The following is a 15321-nucleotide window of genomic DNA, read 5'->3' as shown; positions in this document are numbered from 1 at the left end:
GCCACCCTGCCCCGGATCGCCCTTGCCGTGGCCGCCGTGCTCGCCGTCGAGAGCGCTCTGATCGTCGGCGGCAGCGGGCAGGTCGTCGCATTGCCCGCGGGGACGCCGATCGCCGAGTCCGCTGCCACGAAGAACGAGAAGGGGCCGAAGCAGGCAGCCGACATCCCGTCCGCACGGGTGGCGGCCCGCCTGTATGGACACCGCGTCGAGGCACTCGACGAACGCACCGAGACCTCCACGACCTGGGTCAACAAGGATGGTTCCCTGACGACGGAACTCTCCGCCGGCCCGATCCGGTTCCAGCGTGACGACAAGTGGGTCGACGTCGACGTGGATCTCACGGAACGCGCGGACGGTTCGATCGCGGCGAAGGCCCACCCCAGTGGCCTCGTTCTCGCCGGCAAGGGTGGCACGGTCGCGAAGTCCCTGGCGGCGGCGGAGGACGCCAGGGCACGCGACCTGATCACCCTGGGCTCGGGCGACGAGGAGATCACCCTTCGGTGGAAAGGCGGACTGCCCCAGCCGAAGGTGAAGGGCACTACCGCCCGCTACGAGAACGCGATCCCCGGCGCGGACCTTGTCGTCGAGGCGACCAGGACCGGATTCGAGCAGTTCGTCGAGATCGCGGAACGACCTGACACCGGCTCCGGCACCTATGCCTACACCCTGCCCCTGGACACCAAGGGCCTGAAGGTCAGGCAACTGAAGGACGGCAGCCTGCTCTTCACCGACGAGAAATCGGGCAAGAAGAAGCGCGCCGTGACCCCTGCCCCGGTGATGTGGGACGCGACCGTCGACAAGAGGTCCGGCGAACACACCCGCAAGGCTCCTGTCGACCTGAGCGTGGTCAAGAACGGTGACGGCGTCGACCTCGTCGTCACCCCGGACGCCGGCTTCCTCGCCGACAAGGACACGAAGTACCCCGTGACCGTCGACCCCTCGACATCATCCCTGGGGAACGTCTTCGACACCTACGTCCAGCAGGGTGAGACGGTCGACTGGTCCGCGGACACAGAGCTGGACTTCGGCAACCCGGGAACGACCAACTCCGACGGCACCGCGCGCACAGCGCGCTCCTTCATCACCTTGAACACCAAGCCGATCGCCGACTCCCTGGTCTCCAGTGCCCGGCTGAGCCTGTACAACTTCCACTCGGGCAACACCGACTGCGCCGCCCAAGCCTGGCAGGTCTGGTCGACGTCGGCGCCGTCCACGTCGTCCCGCTGGACGGCACAGCCCACCTGGAACACCCAGTACGCGACATCGACCGAGACGACCGGAAACTCCGCCTGCGCCGCAGACGGCTGGATCAACGCCGACGTGACAACGCTGGCGCAGGCGTGGGCGTCGGCCAAGAACTCCACCTCCCACCTCGGTGTCCGAGCTGCCTCGGAGGGCACATCCCTGGCCTGGAAGCGCGTCAATTCGGCCAACGCGGCGACCAACCCGCCGAAGCTGACCGTGACCTACAACTACCGTCCCAGGACCGGCACCGCTCAGCAGGCCGGTCCGCCGTACTTCGTCGAGGACGGTGTCTGGACGGTCGACAGCACGACCCCCACCCTTCAGGACACCTTCACCGACACCGACGGCGACAAGGTCGACGGCACCTTCGAGATCCGCGACGCGGCCACGGACACCCAGGTCGGCACGTACCTGGTCTCGCCCTACGTCCCCTCGGGCCGGCCCACCTCGGTGACCGTGCCCGCCGGGGTCCTCACCGACGGCAGGACGTACAAATTCCGCACCAGTCCCTACGACGGCACGCACTACAACACCGGCTGGTCGGACTGGGCCACGTTCACCGTGGACGCGACCGCGCCCTCCGCTCCGGCCGGCGTGACGTCAGCCGACTACCCGAGCGGCGCATGGGTCAAGGGAGCGGGACAGCCGGGCACCTTCACCGTCACGCCCCCTTCCGGTTCCGACCACCGCTGGTTCGAGTGGTCCCTGGACGGTGTCGAATGGACGAAGAAGGACACCGACGGCTCGAGCCCCGTCGACCTGACGGTCACTCCGGACGAGGACGGCACCCACACACTCCAGGTGCGAACCGTCGACGCGGCGGACCACCGTTCCGAGACCGTCGAGTACACCTTCCACGCGGGCCCCGGCGGCCTCTCGTCCCCCGAGGACGGCACCCGCACCGCACGGCGCCTGTCCCTGGTCGCCGACGCCGACCCCGCCGCATACGACTCGGTGACCTTCCTGTGGCGACGCTCGGAGGAGGACGACTGGACCGATGTCCCCGTCGGCCATGTACGGGTAGGCGGTGAGGCACTCCCCGCCTGGCCGCTGCCGCTGACCGACGGAGCGAACGAGGCCGCGGTCTGGGAGGCCACGGACACCGTCGACCCGGACGGCACCATCCAGCTCAAGGCCGACTTCACCGGCCCGTCCGATGCCGCCGCGAGCACCGAGCCCATCACGGCGGTGGTCGACCGCGACGCGGACACTGCCGCCTCCACCGAGGTGGGCCCCGGTCATCTCAACCTGCTGACCGGCGACCTCACCCTGGCCGGCACCGAGGAAACCTACTTCGGTCTGTCGGCCTCCCGCACGGCCAAGTCCCGGCAACCCGCCGCCGGAGCCCAGGAGGGGCAGGTCGCGATCTTCGGTGAGGAGTGGACGTCCGGCGTGGTCGCCGAAGTGGCATCCGCCGGATACACCCACATTCGCAGGACCTCCGACACGTCGCTCGACGTCGTTCTCGACGACGGGACCAGCATCTACTTCACGGCCAAGGCGGCCGACACCGGCGGCTGGGTACCCGAGCCGGGAGCCGAGGCCATCACCCTGACCGGGACCTTCGCGGCCGGATTCACCCTGACGGACACCGACGGCGGTGTCTCCACATTCGACAAAATCGCCTCCGACGCGGAAACCTGGCAGCTCACCTCCGCCGCGCAGAGCGGCGTGCAGAACTCCACCACGGACATCGTCTCCGAAGCGGTCACGGTCGACGGCAAGGTCCTCGCCCGGCCCAGGCTGCTGGTCGCCTCCGGCGGCGCCGTCGACGCCGACACCTGTGCCACGGCACCGTCGACACGCGGTTGCCGGGTCCTTCAGTTCACGTACGCGGACAGTACGACCGCCACCGGCACCGATTTCGGCGACTTCGTGGGACAGGTGAAGGGCCTCGTCCTGTGGTCCACGGAGACGGGTGACACCGCGGCCACAGCCCGCACCGTCCAGGCGTACTCCTACGACGCGTCCGGCCGTCTGCGCGAAGCGTGGAACCCCCTGATCACCCCGTCGCTGAAGACGTCGTACGCCTACGACTCCGACGGCCGCGTCATCGAGATCACCCCGCCGGGACAGCTGCCGTGGACGTTCGGATACGGCGACGCGGGCGGTTCCGCGGGCGGGGACGGGATGCTGCTCACCGTCAGCCGCGCCACCCTGCAGCAGGGCAGCGCGACCGTGACGGACGGCGACGCGGTCACCTCCGTCGTCTACGACGTGCCTCTCTCCGGAGACAGCGCACCCCACGCGATGAACGCCTCGGCGGTGAGGGAGTGGGGCCAGCTCGACCACCCCACCGACGCCACGGCTCTCTTCCCCGCCGACTCGACTCCCGCCTCCCACCAGGGCGGGGAGCTGACGGCCGACGGATACGGCCGGGCCGTCCTGCACTACCTCGACGCCTCCGGCGAGGAGGTCAACAGCATCGACGAGGCGGGTGGGATCACGACCACCGAGTCGGACAGGTTCGGCAACACCGTGCGCGAACTCTCCGCAGGAGACCACGCCCTCGCCCTCGGAGCCACCGGTGCGGACCAGGCTCGACTGGACGACCTCGGTATCGGCGCCCTGAGCGTCGCCGAACGCGCGCGACTGCTGTCCACCCTCTCGTACTACAACGGCGACGGAACCCGTCTTCTCGAGCAGTTCCAGCCGCTGCGCCGGGTCGACCTGACCGAGGACTTCAAGGACGGTGACACCGTTCTGATCGAGGCGGGCACCTCGGTCTCGGCCCAGCCGTGGACGGTCAACGAGTACGACGAGGGCCGCCCCTCCGACGGCAGCGCGAGCATCAAGAACCAGGTCACCCTGGCCGTAACCGGTGCCCGCGTCCGCGGCCACTACTCGCTCATGAGCGAGAAGCGGCTCACCGGGACGCAGTACGACTGGGTCCAGGGGCTGCCCGTCCACTCCATCGAGGATCCGGGCGGCCTCGATCTCGTCACGACCACGGAGTACGACGCCCAGGGACGGATCACTGCCGTCGTACCACCGGGCGGGACAGGCGAGGACGCCACATCCCGCATCACCGTGTACTGGTCGGCCGACGGCGACGGCTGGTGTGAGGGACGCCCCGAATGGGTCGGTCTGGAATGCTGGACGGGCCCGGCCGGCGACGTCACCGGCGGGGGCGACAACCCGGCCCAGCTCGTCGACGTCTCCACCGAGTACGGCTACTACGGCCAGGTCACGGAGAAGACCGAGACCTCGGGCGACGAGACCCGCGTCACCACGGTCACCTACGACAGCGCGGGCCGGGTGAAGAGCACCCAGATCGACGGCGGTCCGGGAACAGCGGTCCCCGGCACCTCGTTCGCGTACGACGAGGCCATCGGCAAGCCCTCCGTCACCATGTCCGCAGACGGCGGCACCGTCTACACGGAGTACGACTCCCTCGGCCGGGTGATCTCCTACACCGACGCGGACGACGGCGTCACGACCACGGAGTACGACGAGTTCGACCGCCCGGTCAAGGTCACCGACTCGGCACCGTCGACGACGACGTACGCCTACGACCACACGGCGGAGCCCCGCGGTCTGCCCACCTCTCTGACCGACTCCGTCGCGGGCACCTTCACGGCCGTGTACGACGTGGACGGCGCCGTGGCCGAGGAGACCCTGCCCGGTGGCTACACCATGACCCAGACCGGAGGAAAGGCCGGCCTGCCGTACCAGAGGGTGTACACACGGGACTCGGACGGGGTGATCCTGCTGACGGACATCGTGACCGAATCCGTCCACGAGGAGTGGACGACGCACTCGGGAGGAGCGGGCGCCGGCGAGTCGCAGACCTACGCGTACGACGCGATCGGACGCCTGACGGCGGTCGACGACACGTATGACAGCGTCTGCACCAGCCGTGAGTACTCCTTCGACCAGCGCACCAACCGGACCGCGCTGAAGACCGCCACCGCAGGCAATGGCGCCGACTGCACCACCGACGGAGCCACGACGGTGACGCACGCGTACGACAGTGCGAACCGCATCGTGGACGCCGGGTACGCGTACGACGCGTTCGGCCGCACCACCTCTCTGCCCGACGGAACGACGGTCAACTACCACACCAACGACCTCGTCCGGCAGCAGACGGCGGGTGACACCCGCCAGACCTGGACACTGGATGCGGCGGGCCGCTTCCGGGGCTGGACCACGGAGTCCCAAGCGTCCGGGCAGTGGACCGGGACAGGCGCGAAGACCAACCACTACGGCGGCTCCTCGGACAGTCCACGCTGGATCACTGATACCGGCGACGGCACCATCGCCCGCATGGTCACCGGCCTGTCCGGCGGTATGTCGGCCACCACCGCGTCGTCCGGCTCGGTCGTCCTCCAACTCGCCGACCTGCATGGGGATATCAGTCTGACTGTCCCGCTGGACGACTCGATCGCGCCGACCGCGCTCAGCACGGACGAATACGGCAACCAGCGGACGGGCGGCGCGGCGCCCGGCTACGGCTGGCTCGGTACCGCACAGCGGTCCGCCGACACCCCTTCGCGGCAGATCCTCATGGGTGTACGCCTGTACAACCCCATTGCCGGACGCTTCCTTCAGGCCGACCCTGTGTTCGGAGGCAGTCGAAACGCCTACGAGTACGCGGCCGCCAATCCACTGAACAACTACGACCTGGACGGCCAGAAGGTATACCGCTACCAGAAGCGGACGCTTTACCGATCCTGGGGGAAGGTGATTCTCAAACGCTGGAGCAACAAGAGCAACATGAAGCGCTCCTACAGCACGAGGTGGATCTTCAACAAGCGCTGGACCAGCAGGATCGCCTACTACGGGCCGTACGCCTCCGGATTCCTGGCCATCGCGGCCGGAGTCGTCGCGTTCATCCCCGGCGGGCAGCCGACCGCACTGATCCTGCTCGCCTTGTCGGCCGCGGCACTCGCCATCGCCCTGGTGGCGGGGTACGCGGAACGATCCGGTAAGTGCCTCAGTGTCTACAGTCGGACGACGGTGGTATACCGCAAGACGTTCGGCTACACCCACTTCTACTATTTCACGGGGTATGCGTACCCCTGGAAGGCGAGATGTTGAGTTCCAAGGTTGTCGTCACGCTGGCGTACGGAATCGCCGCCGTGGTGGCCATGACGGTCGTCGCCCTGTCCTTCACCTGGGGAATCCGGGACGTCGCGCGTTATTACATCCCGGCAGCGCTCATCGTCCTCGCGGCGGGCGCGATTCACTACCGCATGCGAGGCGGTAACTGAGGGCGGTGGTCGACCGCGTTCCGGTGCATCCGTGATGATGCTCCGGTGCTGTGAAAGAGGGGGCGGTGTCATGGTGGTCCGGCACCGTCCCCTTTGCCGGTGTGTCCTGGCTGATCGTGCTCCCCATCACCCCTTTGGGGAAATGCCGGCGAACGCCGCGATACAGGCAGGACGTCATCGCACGACCGTGCGGATGAGTCAAAGTCGGGGTGCGCACAGGCGTGTACGAAAACGGCAACGGGGCACCCGGCCCGGCACGGATTTGTGCGTACCCAACGCGCGCCCGCAGTGAAACCCGGTGTGACACGCCCGACCCGGAATCGGCTGGAAGGGGAATTCCCAAACCCGCCGGACGGTAAGGATGTTGAAACATGGCCGACACGAACTCATAACGCTGTGAAGAGGTCGTGCATATCTGCGGGAGGTCGGGCAGGCGAGTCGCGCATACATAAAGCGCTTGCCGAACCAAGGGACTTCACGCCATGCCCGGACAGACCGCCCTGACCCGCCGTCACCTTCTCGGCCTGGCCTCCGCCGGTGCCCTCGTTGCGACCCTTGGAGGAGTGACCGCGTGCAGCAAGACCGAAGGGGGAGGCGACAGCGACGCCGAGTTGCTCGCCCGGCTCAAGAAGCGTGGTTACGCCAAGGTGGCGTACGCGAACGAGGCCCCGTACGGGTACAAGGAAGGGGGAGCCCTCAAGGGGGAGGCTCCGACGCTGCACGCCGAGGTGTTCAAGGCCCTCGGCGTCCCCGAACTGCGCCCCGTCTTCTCGGAGTGGGACGGTCTGATCCCGGGGCTGCTGGCCGGGAAGTACGACGTGATCAGCGCGGGCATGGCGATCCTGCCCGAGCGCTGCGAGAAGGCCGTCTTCTCCGAGCCGGAGTTCATCTCCCCGACCGCGATGATGGTTCCGGCCGGCAACCCGAAGAAGCTGGACGACCTGGAGTCGGCCAAGAAGACCGGGATCACCCTGGGGGTGATGTCCGGCGCGGCCGAGAAGGGGTACGCCGAGGGGGCCGGAATCCCGGCGGGCCGGATCAGGACGCTGACCAAGCCGCAGGACGGTGCCGACGCGGTGAAGAGCGGGCGGATCGACGCCTTCGTGCTGACCGGCATCTCGCTGCGCTGGCTCGCCAGGACCAACGAGGGTCTGGAGGTCACCGAGCCGTTCGTGCCCGTGGTCGACGGGGTGAAGCAGTACAGCCCGGGAGGAGCGGTCTTCCGCAAGGGGGCCGAGTCCCTGCGGGACGCCTTCAACACCGAACTGCAGAAGATCACTTCGGACCGGGAGCGGTACGTCGACCTGCTCGGAGCTTACGGCTTCACCGCCGCCGAGATGCCTCCGGCCGACCTGAAGACCGCGCAGCTGTGCTCCGCCTGACGCGGGGGCGGGGTTCTCGTGCGTGACTTCCTGTCGGTCTTCCTGTCCGAGCTTCCCTCGGTCGGCGCCGGGGCATGGGTGACCGTCGAGGCGACCGTACTGGGCTCGCTGGTGGCCGCGGTGATCTCGTTCGCCTTCGGCCTGGCCGCGGGATCCGGGCGGCGCGTGGTGCGCTGGACGTCCAGAGGCGTCGTGGAGTTCTTCCGCGGTACCTCCCTGTACATCCAGCTGTTCTGGCTCTACTACGCCTTCCCCCTGCTGACCGGGTACGAGTTCGGGCCCCTGCTGTGCGGAGTGCTCGCCTTCGGCCTCAATTACGGGGCATACGGTTCCGAGGTCGTGCGCGGAGCCCTCGCGGCGGTACCGCGACCGCAGCGGGAAGCCGCCGTCGCGCTCGACTTCTCCCCCTTCCAACGGATGTACCGCGTCGTCCTGCCACAGGCATGGCCGCAGATGATCCCGCCCTTCACCAACCTCCTGATCCAGATGCTGAAGTCCACCCCGCTGCTGTGGCTGATCTCGGTGGCGGACCTGACGACCGTGGTCCAGACGCTGCGCGACCGCACCGGGGAGACCGTGCCCGCCTACCTGACCCTGCTGGTGCTCTACTTCGTCCTGGCCTGGCTGCTGACCGCGGGGATGCGGGTCCTGGAACGCCATGCCGCCGCGCGCCTGGGCCGGACCGGACGGCCTGGCCGCCTCGCCACGAGCGGAGGCGGCTCGTGAACTACCAATGGGACTGGGCGGCGGCTCGTGAGGCACTGCCGCTGCTGCTCGCCGGGTTCAGAACCACGGTGCTGGCCACCGTGCTGGGGACCGCGCTCGCCGCCGTCGTGGGGCTGGTTCTCGCGGTCGGCGGGCGGGCTCCCACCCGATGGGTGACCCTGCCGCTCAAGGGCGTGGTGGAGTTCGTGCGTTCGACCCCACTGCTGGTGCAACTGGTGGGCGCCTACGCCCTGTTCACCTCAGTCGACCCGCTGACCATCGGTGTCGTCGTGCTCGGCGTCCACTACTCGGCCTATGTGGCGGAGGTGTACCGGGCCGGCATCGAGGCCGTACCGACGGGGCAGTGGGAGGCCGCTCGGGCCCTGTCGCTGTCGTCCGCGCGCACTTGGCGGTCCGTCGTCCTGCCGCAGGCGATCCGCCCCGTCCTGCCCGCGCTCGGCAACTACGCGATCGCGATGTTCAAGGAGACCCCCTTCCTCGCCGTGATCACGGTGTCGGAGATGGTCGCGCAGGCCCGTGAATACGGGGCCGACCACTTCGCCTACCCCGAAGCCTTCACCCTCGCCGGACTCGTCTTCCTCCTGGCGAGCTACCCGACCTCGCTCGCCCTGCGGAAACTGGAGCAGCGCCTTGGCCACTGACGCCACCCACCACCCCACAGCCCGCGACGACGACGCGGACGCCGCATCGCGGCGGCAACCGATCGTCCGCTTCGAGCGGGTCGTCAAGCGCTACGGTCGTCACACGGTCCTCGACGAACTGGACTTCTCCGTCGAGCGTGGCCGGCACATCACACTGATCGGCCCGTCCGGTTCCGGCAAGACCACCATCCTGCGCCTGCTCATGACGCTGGAACGGGTCTCGGACGGAGTGATCTGGGTCGATGGCGAGCCGCTGTCACACCGCCGGGCCGCGGACGGTTCACTGAGGCCCGCCGACGAGAAGCACCTGCGGCCGATCCGGCGTCGTATCGGCATGGTGTTCCAGCACTTCAACCTCTTCCCCCACATGAACGTCCTGCGCAACATCACCGAGGCACCCGTCCGGACCCTCGGACAGCGGCGGGAGCAGGCCGAGGAGCGAGCCAGGGAACTGCTGGACATGGTCGGACTGGCGGACAAGGCACTGGCCCACCCCACGCGGCTCTCCGGCGGCCAGCAGCAGCGGGTGGCCATCGCACGGGCGCTCGCCATGGAACCGGAGATCCTCCTCCTCGACGAGGTCACCTCCGCCCTCGATCCCGAACTCGTCTCCGGCGTCCTCGACCTGCTGCGTGAGATCGCCGCCACGACCGATCTGACCCTGCTCTGCGTCACCCACGAGATGGGCTTCGCCCGGGACATCTCCGACGAGGTCCTCATGTTCGACGCGGGACGCGTCGTGGAGTCAGGCAGTCCCGAACAGCTCTTCGGCGAGCCCCGGCACCGCCGCACCCAGGAGTTCCTCGGCGCCGTTCTGTGACCCTCGGATCCCCGCGGCCCGCCGTTCAGGGCATCTCCGTACGAGCTCCACCCGCCGCGCCGCTCCCCGGCTCACCCCTCGCACCCGACCGAACAGAGATCCATGCCCTCCACTTCGCCGTCCTCACACGCAGGTCACGCTGCCCTCATCATCGACCGGCCGACCGTCGACGACGGTCCCACGATCTGGCGCCTCGCTCGCGATTCCCGGGTTCTCGACCTCAACTCGACCTACAGCTACCTGCTGTGGTGCCGCGACTTCGCTGACACCTCCGCCGTCGTGAGGGACGAGACGACCGGCGAACCGATCGCGTTCGTCACCGGCTACCTCCGGCCCAGCCGGCCGCGAACCCTCGTCGTCTGGCAGATCACCGTCGCCCAGGCGCACCGGGGGCGAGGACTGGCCGCCGCCCTTCTCGACGAACTCACCGCACAGGTACGCGCACAGCACCCGATCAGCACGGTGGAGACCACGATCACCCCGGACAACACCGCGTCCCTCGCCCTGTTCACCGCGTACGCGAAGCGACACCGGGCGGACGTCGAGCAGAGCGTCCTCTTCGACGGCGGACTGTTCCCCGGCGCCGGACACGCACCCGAAGTCCTGCACCGCATAGGCCCCCTGAGCCCGCCCACGCACCACCCGGCCCCGGCCGAGAGCTGACTGGGCACGGCCCCGCACCACCGGTACACCCCTAAGGAGACCCATCCGCATGACCACGACCCAGACACCCCTGAGCACCTTCGAACTGCTCGAATCGGAGGTGCGCAGTTACTGCCGCAGCTGGCCCGTGATCTTCGACCACGCTCGCGGCAGCCATCTGTGGTCCGAGGACGGCCGCCGCTACCTCGACTTCTTCGCCGGAGCCGGCTCTCTCAACTACGGCCACAACAACCCGGTCCTCAAACGCGCTCTGCTCAGCTACCTGGAACGGGACGGACTCACCCACGGCCTGGACATGGCCACCACCGCCAAGCGCGACTTCCTCGAGGCATTCCAGAGTCTCGTCCTCGGTCCGCGTGGCCTGCCCTACAAGGTCATGTTCCCGGGGCCGACCGGGACCAACGCCGTCGAGGCCGCGCTCAAACTGGCACGCAAGGTCAAGGGACGGGAGTCGGTGGTCTCGTTCACCAACGCCTTCCACGGCATGTCCCTCGGCTCGCTCGCCGTCACCGGCAACGCCTTCAAACGGGCGGGAGCCGGCATCCCGCTCGTCCACGGCACGCCCATGCCGTTCGACGACTACCTGGACGGACAGGTACCGGACTTCCTCTGGTTCGAACGACTCCTGCAGGACTCGGGTTCCGGCCTCAACCATCCCGCCGCTGTCATCGTCGAGACCGTGCAGGGCGAGGGCGGGATCAACGTGGCCCGGCCCGAATGGCTGCGCGCGCTCGCCGAACTGTGCGCGCGTCACGACATGCTGCTCATCGTCGACGACATCCAGATGGGCTGCGGCCGCACCGGAGCCTTCTTCTCCTTCGAGGAAGCGGGCATCACGCCCGACATCGTCACCGTCTCGAAGTCCATCAGCGGATACGGGCTGCCGATGGCCCTCACCCTCTTCCGCCCCGAACTCGACCTGTGGGAACCGGGCGAGCACAACGGAACCTTCCGGGGCAACAACCCGGCCTTCGTCACGGCGACCGCCGCTCTCCACACGTACTGGGGAGACCCGGAACTCGAACGGCGCACCGCACGCCTCGGCGAGCGGGTCGAACAGCGACTGCTCGCGCTCTGTGCCGAACACGACGGCACCTCCTGCCGAGGCCGCGGCCTGGTCTGGGGAATCGAGTTCGACGACCGGTCCCGGGCCGCCGCCGTCTGCGCCCGCGCGTTCGAACGGGGCCTGCTCCTGGAGACCTCGGGGCCGGAAGGGCAGGTCGTCAAACTGCTGCCGCCACTGACCGTGAGGGACGCCGAACTCGACGAGGGCCTGGACATCCTCGACCGGGCCGTCCTCGCGACGCCCTGAACCTGTTCGGAACTCTTTCGCCGTCCCCCCATCCACCCGTAGACGAGAAACGAGGAAGACGTGATCGTCCGATCACTCGCGGAGATAGAGAACACCGACCGGCACATCAGATCGAAGTCCGGCACCTGGGAGAGCAAACGGATCGTCCTCGCCCGCGAGAAAGCCGGCTTCTCCCTCCACGAGACCGTGCTGTACGCGGGCACAGAAACCACCATGCGGTACGAGCACCACGTGGAAGCCGTCCTGTGCGTCGAGGGCGAGGCCGAGCTCACCGACGAGGAGACCGGCCGGACCCATCGGATCACCCCGGGCACCCTGTACCTCCTCGACGGCCACGAGCGGCACACCCTGCGCCCCAGAACCGACTTCCGGTGCGTCTGCGTGTTCAACCCGCCTGTCACCGGCCGCGAGGACCACGACGAGAACGGCGTCTACCCCCTGCTCACGGAGGACTGAACCCATGACCACCCTCTTCGACCTCTACCCGAGCCGCGGCCCCCGCGAGACCACGACCCTCCGCCAGGACCCGGTGGTCTGGTCGGAGCCCGGACACCCCGGCCCTCTCACCGCCGAAGACCTTCGCGCCTACGAGCAGGACGGCTTCCACGCCGTCGACCAGCTCATCACCCCCGACGAGGTCGCCCGGTACCGGGCCGAACTGGACCGGATGCTCCATGATCCGGCCGTGCGCGCCGACGAGCGCGCCATTGTCGAACGCCGCTCGGGCGAGATCCGCTCCGTCTTCGAGATCCACCGCGTCAGCGAGGTCTTCGCAGATCTCGTCCGCGACGAACGGGTCGTGGGCCGGGCCCGCCAGATCCTCGGCTCCGACGTCTACGTCCACCAGTCGCGGATCAACGTCAAGCCCGGCTTCGGCGCCTCCGGTTTCTACTGGCATTCCGACTTCGAGACCTGGCACGCGGAGGACGGCCTTCCACGGATGCGGACCGTCTCCGTGTCGATCGCGCTGACCCCCAACCTCGACACCAACGGCGGCCTGATGATCATGCCGGGCTCGCACCGCACCTTCCTGGGCTGCGCGGGCGAGACCCCCCGCGACAACTACAAGAAGTCGCTGCAGATGCAGGACGCCGGCACCCCGTCCCACGATGCCCTGAAGGAGTTGGCCGGCGATCACGGCATCCGCCTCTTCACCGGCCAGGCCGGCTCGGCGGTCTGGTTCGACTGCAACGCCATGCACGGCTCCGGGGACAACATCACCCCTTACCCCCGCTCCAACGTGTTCATCGTCTTCAACAGCGTCGAGAACACCGCGGTCGAGCCTTTCGCCGCCCCGGTCCGCAGGCCGGAGTTCATCGGGGCCCGTGACTTCACGCCCGTTCGGTAAGGGGAACCGATCCGCTTGTGACCCGGTGTGAGCACCGGGTCACAAGGCACGGGTGCACGTCAAGAGAGTGCCACCGTGACCCGATGCTCTACCTGGCCGACGTCAGGTAGGGCGAGAGCCGTGGCCTCGGGGGAGGCCGCCGGCGGGCCAGCCAGGTGCCGACCTGCGGAGCGAATCCGCCAAGCGGCCACCATCACGAAGGGTCGGCGCAGAGCACCGGGATCCGCTGGACGAGGTTGTTGGCGAACCCGCCCAGGTTCCAGTGCTGCTCCAGCGGCTGGGTGGTGCCCGCCATGTCTTGAGCGCGAGCGCTCAAGACATGGTCTCCGGGGGTGGCGGACCAGCAGTACGACCAGCGGCGCCAGGCCCACCGGTGACCGTGATCCGGTTCGAGCTCCGTCTTCTGCCAGGAACAGCCACCGTCGGTGCTCACCTCGACCAAGGCCACGGGGGCGCGCCCCGACCATGCACGTCCTTCCAGCTTGACCAAGCCCGTGGCCACCACCCGTGTCCGGGACATGAAGTCCGGAAAACCCGGCGGTATCAGCAGCGCCCTGGGCGCGATGCGGGTGACCGGCTCGCCCGCCTCCTCGGGCGCATGCCTGACCCGGTAGGCAACGGACTGCTGGAAGCCGTCGAACGGCGCGTCGACGACGTTGATCTCCCGCAACCACTTCACCTGGGCCATGCCGTACCACCCGGGCACGACGAGGCGCAGGGGGCCGCCGTGCTGCGGCGGCAGAGGCGTTCCGTTCATGGCGTAGGCCACCAGGACCTCGGGATTGTCGGCTGCGGCCACGTCGAGCGCAAGGCCGCGCTGATAGTCCTGCTCGACACCGCGCTCGACCCCGTGGTCCGCCCCGGTGAACACGACATCGACCGCGTTGGGCGTCAGACCGGCCTCTTCCAGGAGCAGGCGCAGCGGCACTCCCGTCCACTCTGCCGTGCCGACGGCTTCGACCAACCATGGCTGGCTCACCGGCCTGGGCGACAGCAGGGCCCTGCCATTGCCCGCGCACTCCATCGTGACGCGTGTGGTGGCCGCCGCGTATGCGCGCAGCTGTGCCAAGGAGTAACTGCGCGCGCGTCGCACCTCACCGGTCACCGTCAATCGCCAGGTGGTTGCGTTGTCCACGTAAGGGATGTCGTAGTGCGTCAACACGTAGTGCAGGCCGGGTGGTGTGATGTCGTGACGCATGGCTTCCAACGGAAGACCGTGATTTCGGGTGGCCAGTGCCAGCTCGTCCAGCCCCAGGCCCTCACCGGGCGAGGCAAGCCGGGCCGGGGTGCTCACGCTGGAGAGTCGACGCCTCATGCAGTGATTGTCCACTTGTCCTGCCGGCTGCGCATCAGCTGCTCGTGTAGGCGCGGGTGAGGGTGGGGCTCCCAGCTGGGCTGGCGGCGACACCCTCCGGCGCCGTGTCGAACACCTGAGCGCAGATGAAGGCCGCCTGCGTCAAGGCTAAGGAGTGGCCCGAGGCCAAGGCCCCAAGCGCTTGACCGCACCCTGAGCTTGAACCGACCTATGTGCCCTGAGTACTGGCCAGGGGCGAATTGCTCACCAGCGAGTACCGGCCCCCCACCACATCCTGCACAGCGAGGCACTCTGCGGCCACTCCTCGAGCCGATCACCGAACTCTACCGACTCAACGAGCTGGGCATTCGTCGGCATGACCGACTCCGCGACTCCTTCCACGAGGCTCATACCTGTCCTGACCTGCCCGGACGCAACAGTCGGTACGCGCGGGGGAGGCCTCGGCTGACGTCCCTTCCGGAGAAGAGGCCAGGCCGGGGCCTCCGCGCCCTACTTCGTCTTGGCCTTGAGCCGTGCCGTGTGGCCAGCTTCTTCAGGGACTCGATGCCCGGGTTGCCCGTGGCGTCCTGTCCCCGGTAGCCCATCCGCAGCCGGAACCGCTTGTAGGCGTCGTCGGTCTTGGTGCCCCACGACCCGTCCACGTACTTCTTCGCCAG

10 protein-coding genes and 2 pseudogenes are annotated in these 15321 nt (G+C 68.4%); 10 read left to right on the top strand and 2 right to left on the bottom strand.

What is annotated here, in order from left to right:
* The 10 genes and pseudogenes from ACLZN2_RS46085 to thpD form a co-directional block, all read left to right on the top strand.
* Window positions 1-6285: pseudogene (locus ACLZN2_RS46085) on the top strand (DNRLRE domain-containing protein); the annotation flags it as partial.
* Window positions 6279-6458: a hypothetical protein gene (locus ACLZN2_RS46080; protein WP_416986025.1), complete on the top strand. Its 180-nt coding sequence runs from the start codon at window positions 6279-6281 to the stop codon at window positions 6456-6458. The pseudogene ACLZN2_RS46085 and the gene ACLZN2_RS46080, both read left to right, overlap by 7 nt.
* Before the next feature lie 482 nt (window positions 6459-6940).
* The gene (gene ehuB / locus ACLZN2_RS46075; RefSeq protein WP_416986024.1) at window positions 6941-7840 is read left to right on the top strand and encodes an ectoine/hydroxyectoine ABC transporter substrate-binding protein EhuB; all 900 of its coding nucleotides are present in this window, start codon (window positions 6941-6943) and stop codon (window positions 7838-7840) included.
* A gap of 18 nt (window positions 7841-7858) precedes the next feature.
* Window positions 7859-8566 carry an ectoine/hydroxyectoine ABC transporter permease subunit EhuC gene (gene ehuC, locus ACLZN2_RS46070; RefSeq protein ID WP_416986023.1) on the top strand — a complete coding sequence of 236 codons (708 nt, stop codon included), beginning with the start codon at window positions 7859-7861 and terminating at the stop codon, window positions 8564-8566.
* On the top strand, window positions 8563-9207 hold the full coding sequence (gene ehuD, locus ACLZN2_RS46065) for an ectoine/hydroxyectoine ABC transporter permease subunit EhuD (protein ID WP_416986022.1): 645 nt from the start codon (window positions 8563-8565) through the stop codon (window positions 9205-9207). The genes ehuC and ehuD overlap by 4 nt, the downstream gene beginning before the upstream one ends.
* Complete coding sequence (ehuA, locus tag ACLZN2_RS46060; protein WP_416986021.1) at window positions 9197-10027, top strand: ectoine/hydroxyectoine ABC transporter ATP-binding protein EhuA; 831 nt, start codon at window positions 9197-9199, stop codon at window positions 10025-10027. Before ehuD ends, ehuA begins: the two co-directional genes overlap by 11 nt.
* Before the next feature lie 102 nt (window positions 10028-10129).
* On the top strand, window positions 10130-10690 hold the full coding sequence (gene ectA, locus ACLZN2_RS46055) for a diaminobutyrate acetyltransferase (RefSeq protein ID WP_416986020.1): 561 nt from the start codon (window positions 10130-10132) through the stop codon (window positions 10688-10690).
* Window positions 10691-10739: 49 nt separating this feature from the next.
* Window positions 10740-12002, top strand: coding sequence for a diaminobutyrate--2-oxoglutarate transaminase (gene ectB / locus ACLZN2_RS46050; protein WP_416986019.1), 1263 nt, complete (start codon window positions 10740-10742; stop codon window positions 12000-12002).
* 60 nt (window positions 12003-12062) lie between these two features.
* The gene (locus ACLZN2_RS46045; protein WP_416986017.1) at window positions 12063-12458 is read left to right on the top strand and encodes an ectoine synthase; all 396 of its coding nucleotides are present in this window, start codon (window positions 12063-12065) and stop codon (window positions 12456-12458) included.
* A 4-nt stretch (window positions 12459-12462) separates the two neighbouring features.
* Window positions 12463-13350: an ectoine hydroxylase gene (gene thpD / locus ACLZN2_RS46040; RefSeq protein WP_416986015.1), complete on the top strand. Its 888-nt coding sequence runs from the start codon at window positions 12463-12465 to the stop codon at window positions 13348-13350.
* Window positions 13351-13543: 193 nt separating this feature from the next.
* On the opposite strand, the gene ACLZN2_RS46035 is transcribed toward thpD, so the two are convergent.
* Together ACLZN2_RS46035 and ACLZN2_RS46030 are read right to left on the bottom strand one after the other, a co-directional pair.
* Window positions 13544-14665, bottom strand: a complete 1122-nt coding sequence (locus ACLZN2_RS46035) for a sulfite oxidase (protein WP_416986013.1) — start codon at window positions 14663-14665, stop codon at window positions 13544-13546.
* A gap of 386 nt (window positions 14666-15051) precedes the next feature.
* Window positions 15052-15321: pseudogene (locus ACLZN2_RS46030) on the bottom strand (hypothetical protein); the annotation flags it as partial.

It is taken from the genome of Streptomyces sp. T028 (genome assembly GCF_048159505.1).
Lineage (GTDB): Bacteria > Actinomycetota > Actinomycetes > Streptomycetales > Streptomycetaceae > Streptomyces.
Note: the sequence above shows the minus strand (reverse complement) of the source record. Positions and strands in the feature narration are given on the sequence as shown.

What these genes read in the sequence shown, in the direction of transcription:
- ACLZN2_RS46080 (WP_416986025.1), top strand. Translation starts at nt 6,279, where the DNA reads ATGTTGAGTTCCAAGGTTGTCGTCACGCTGGCGTACGGAATCGCCGCC.
- ehuB (WP_416986024.1), top strand. Translation starts at nt 6,941, where the DNA reads ATGCCCGGACAGACCGCCCTGACCCGCCGTCACCTTCTCGGCCTGGCC.
- ectA (WP_416986020.1), top strand. Translation starts at nt 10,130, where the DNA reads ATGCCCTCCACTTCGCCGTCCTCACACGCAGGTCACGCTGCCCTCATC.
- ectB (WP_416986019.1), top strand. Translation starts at nt 10,740, where the DNA reads ATGACCACGACCCAGACACCCCTGAGCACCTTCGAACTGCTCGAATCG.
- thpD (WP_416986015.1), top strand. Translation starts at nt 12,463, where the DNA reads ATGACCACCCTCTTCGACCTCTACCCGAGCCGCGGCCCCCGCGAGACC.
- ACLZN2_RS46035 (WP_416986013.1), bottom strand. Translation starts at nt 14,665, where the DNA reads ATGAGGCGTCGACTCTCCAGCGTGAGCACCCCGGCCCGGCTTGCCTCG.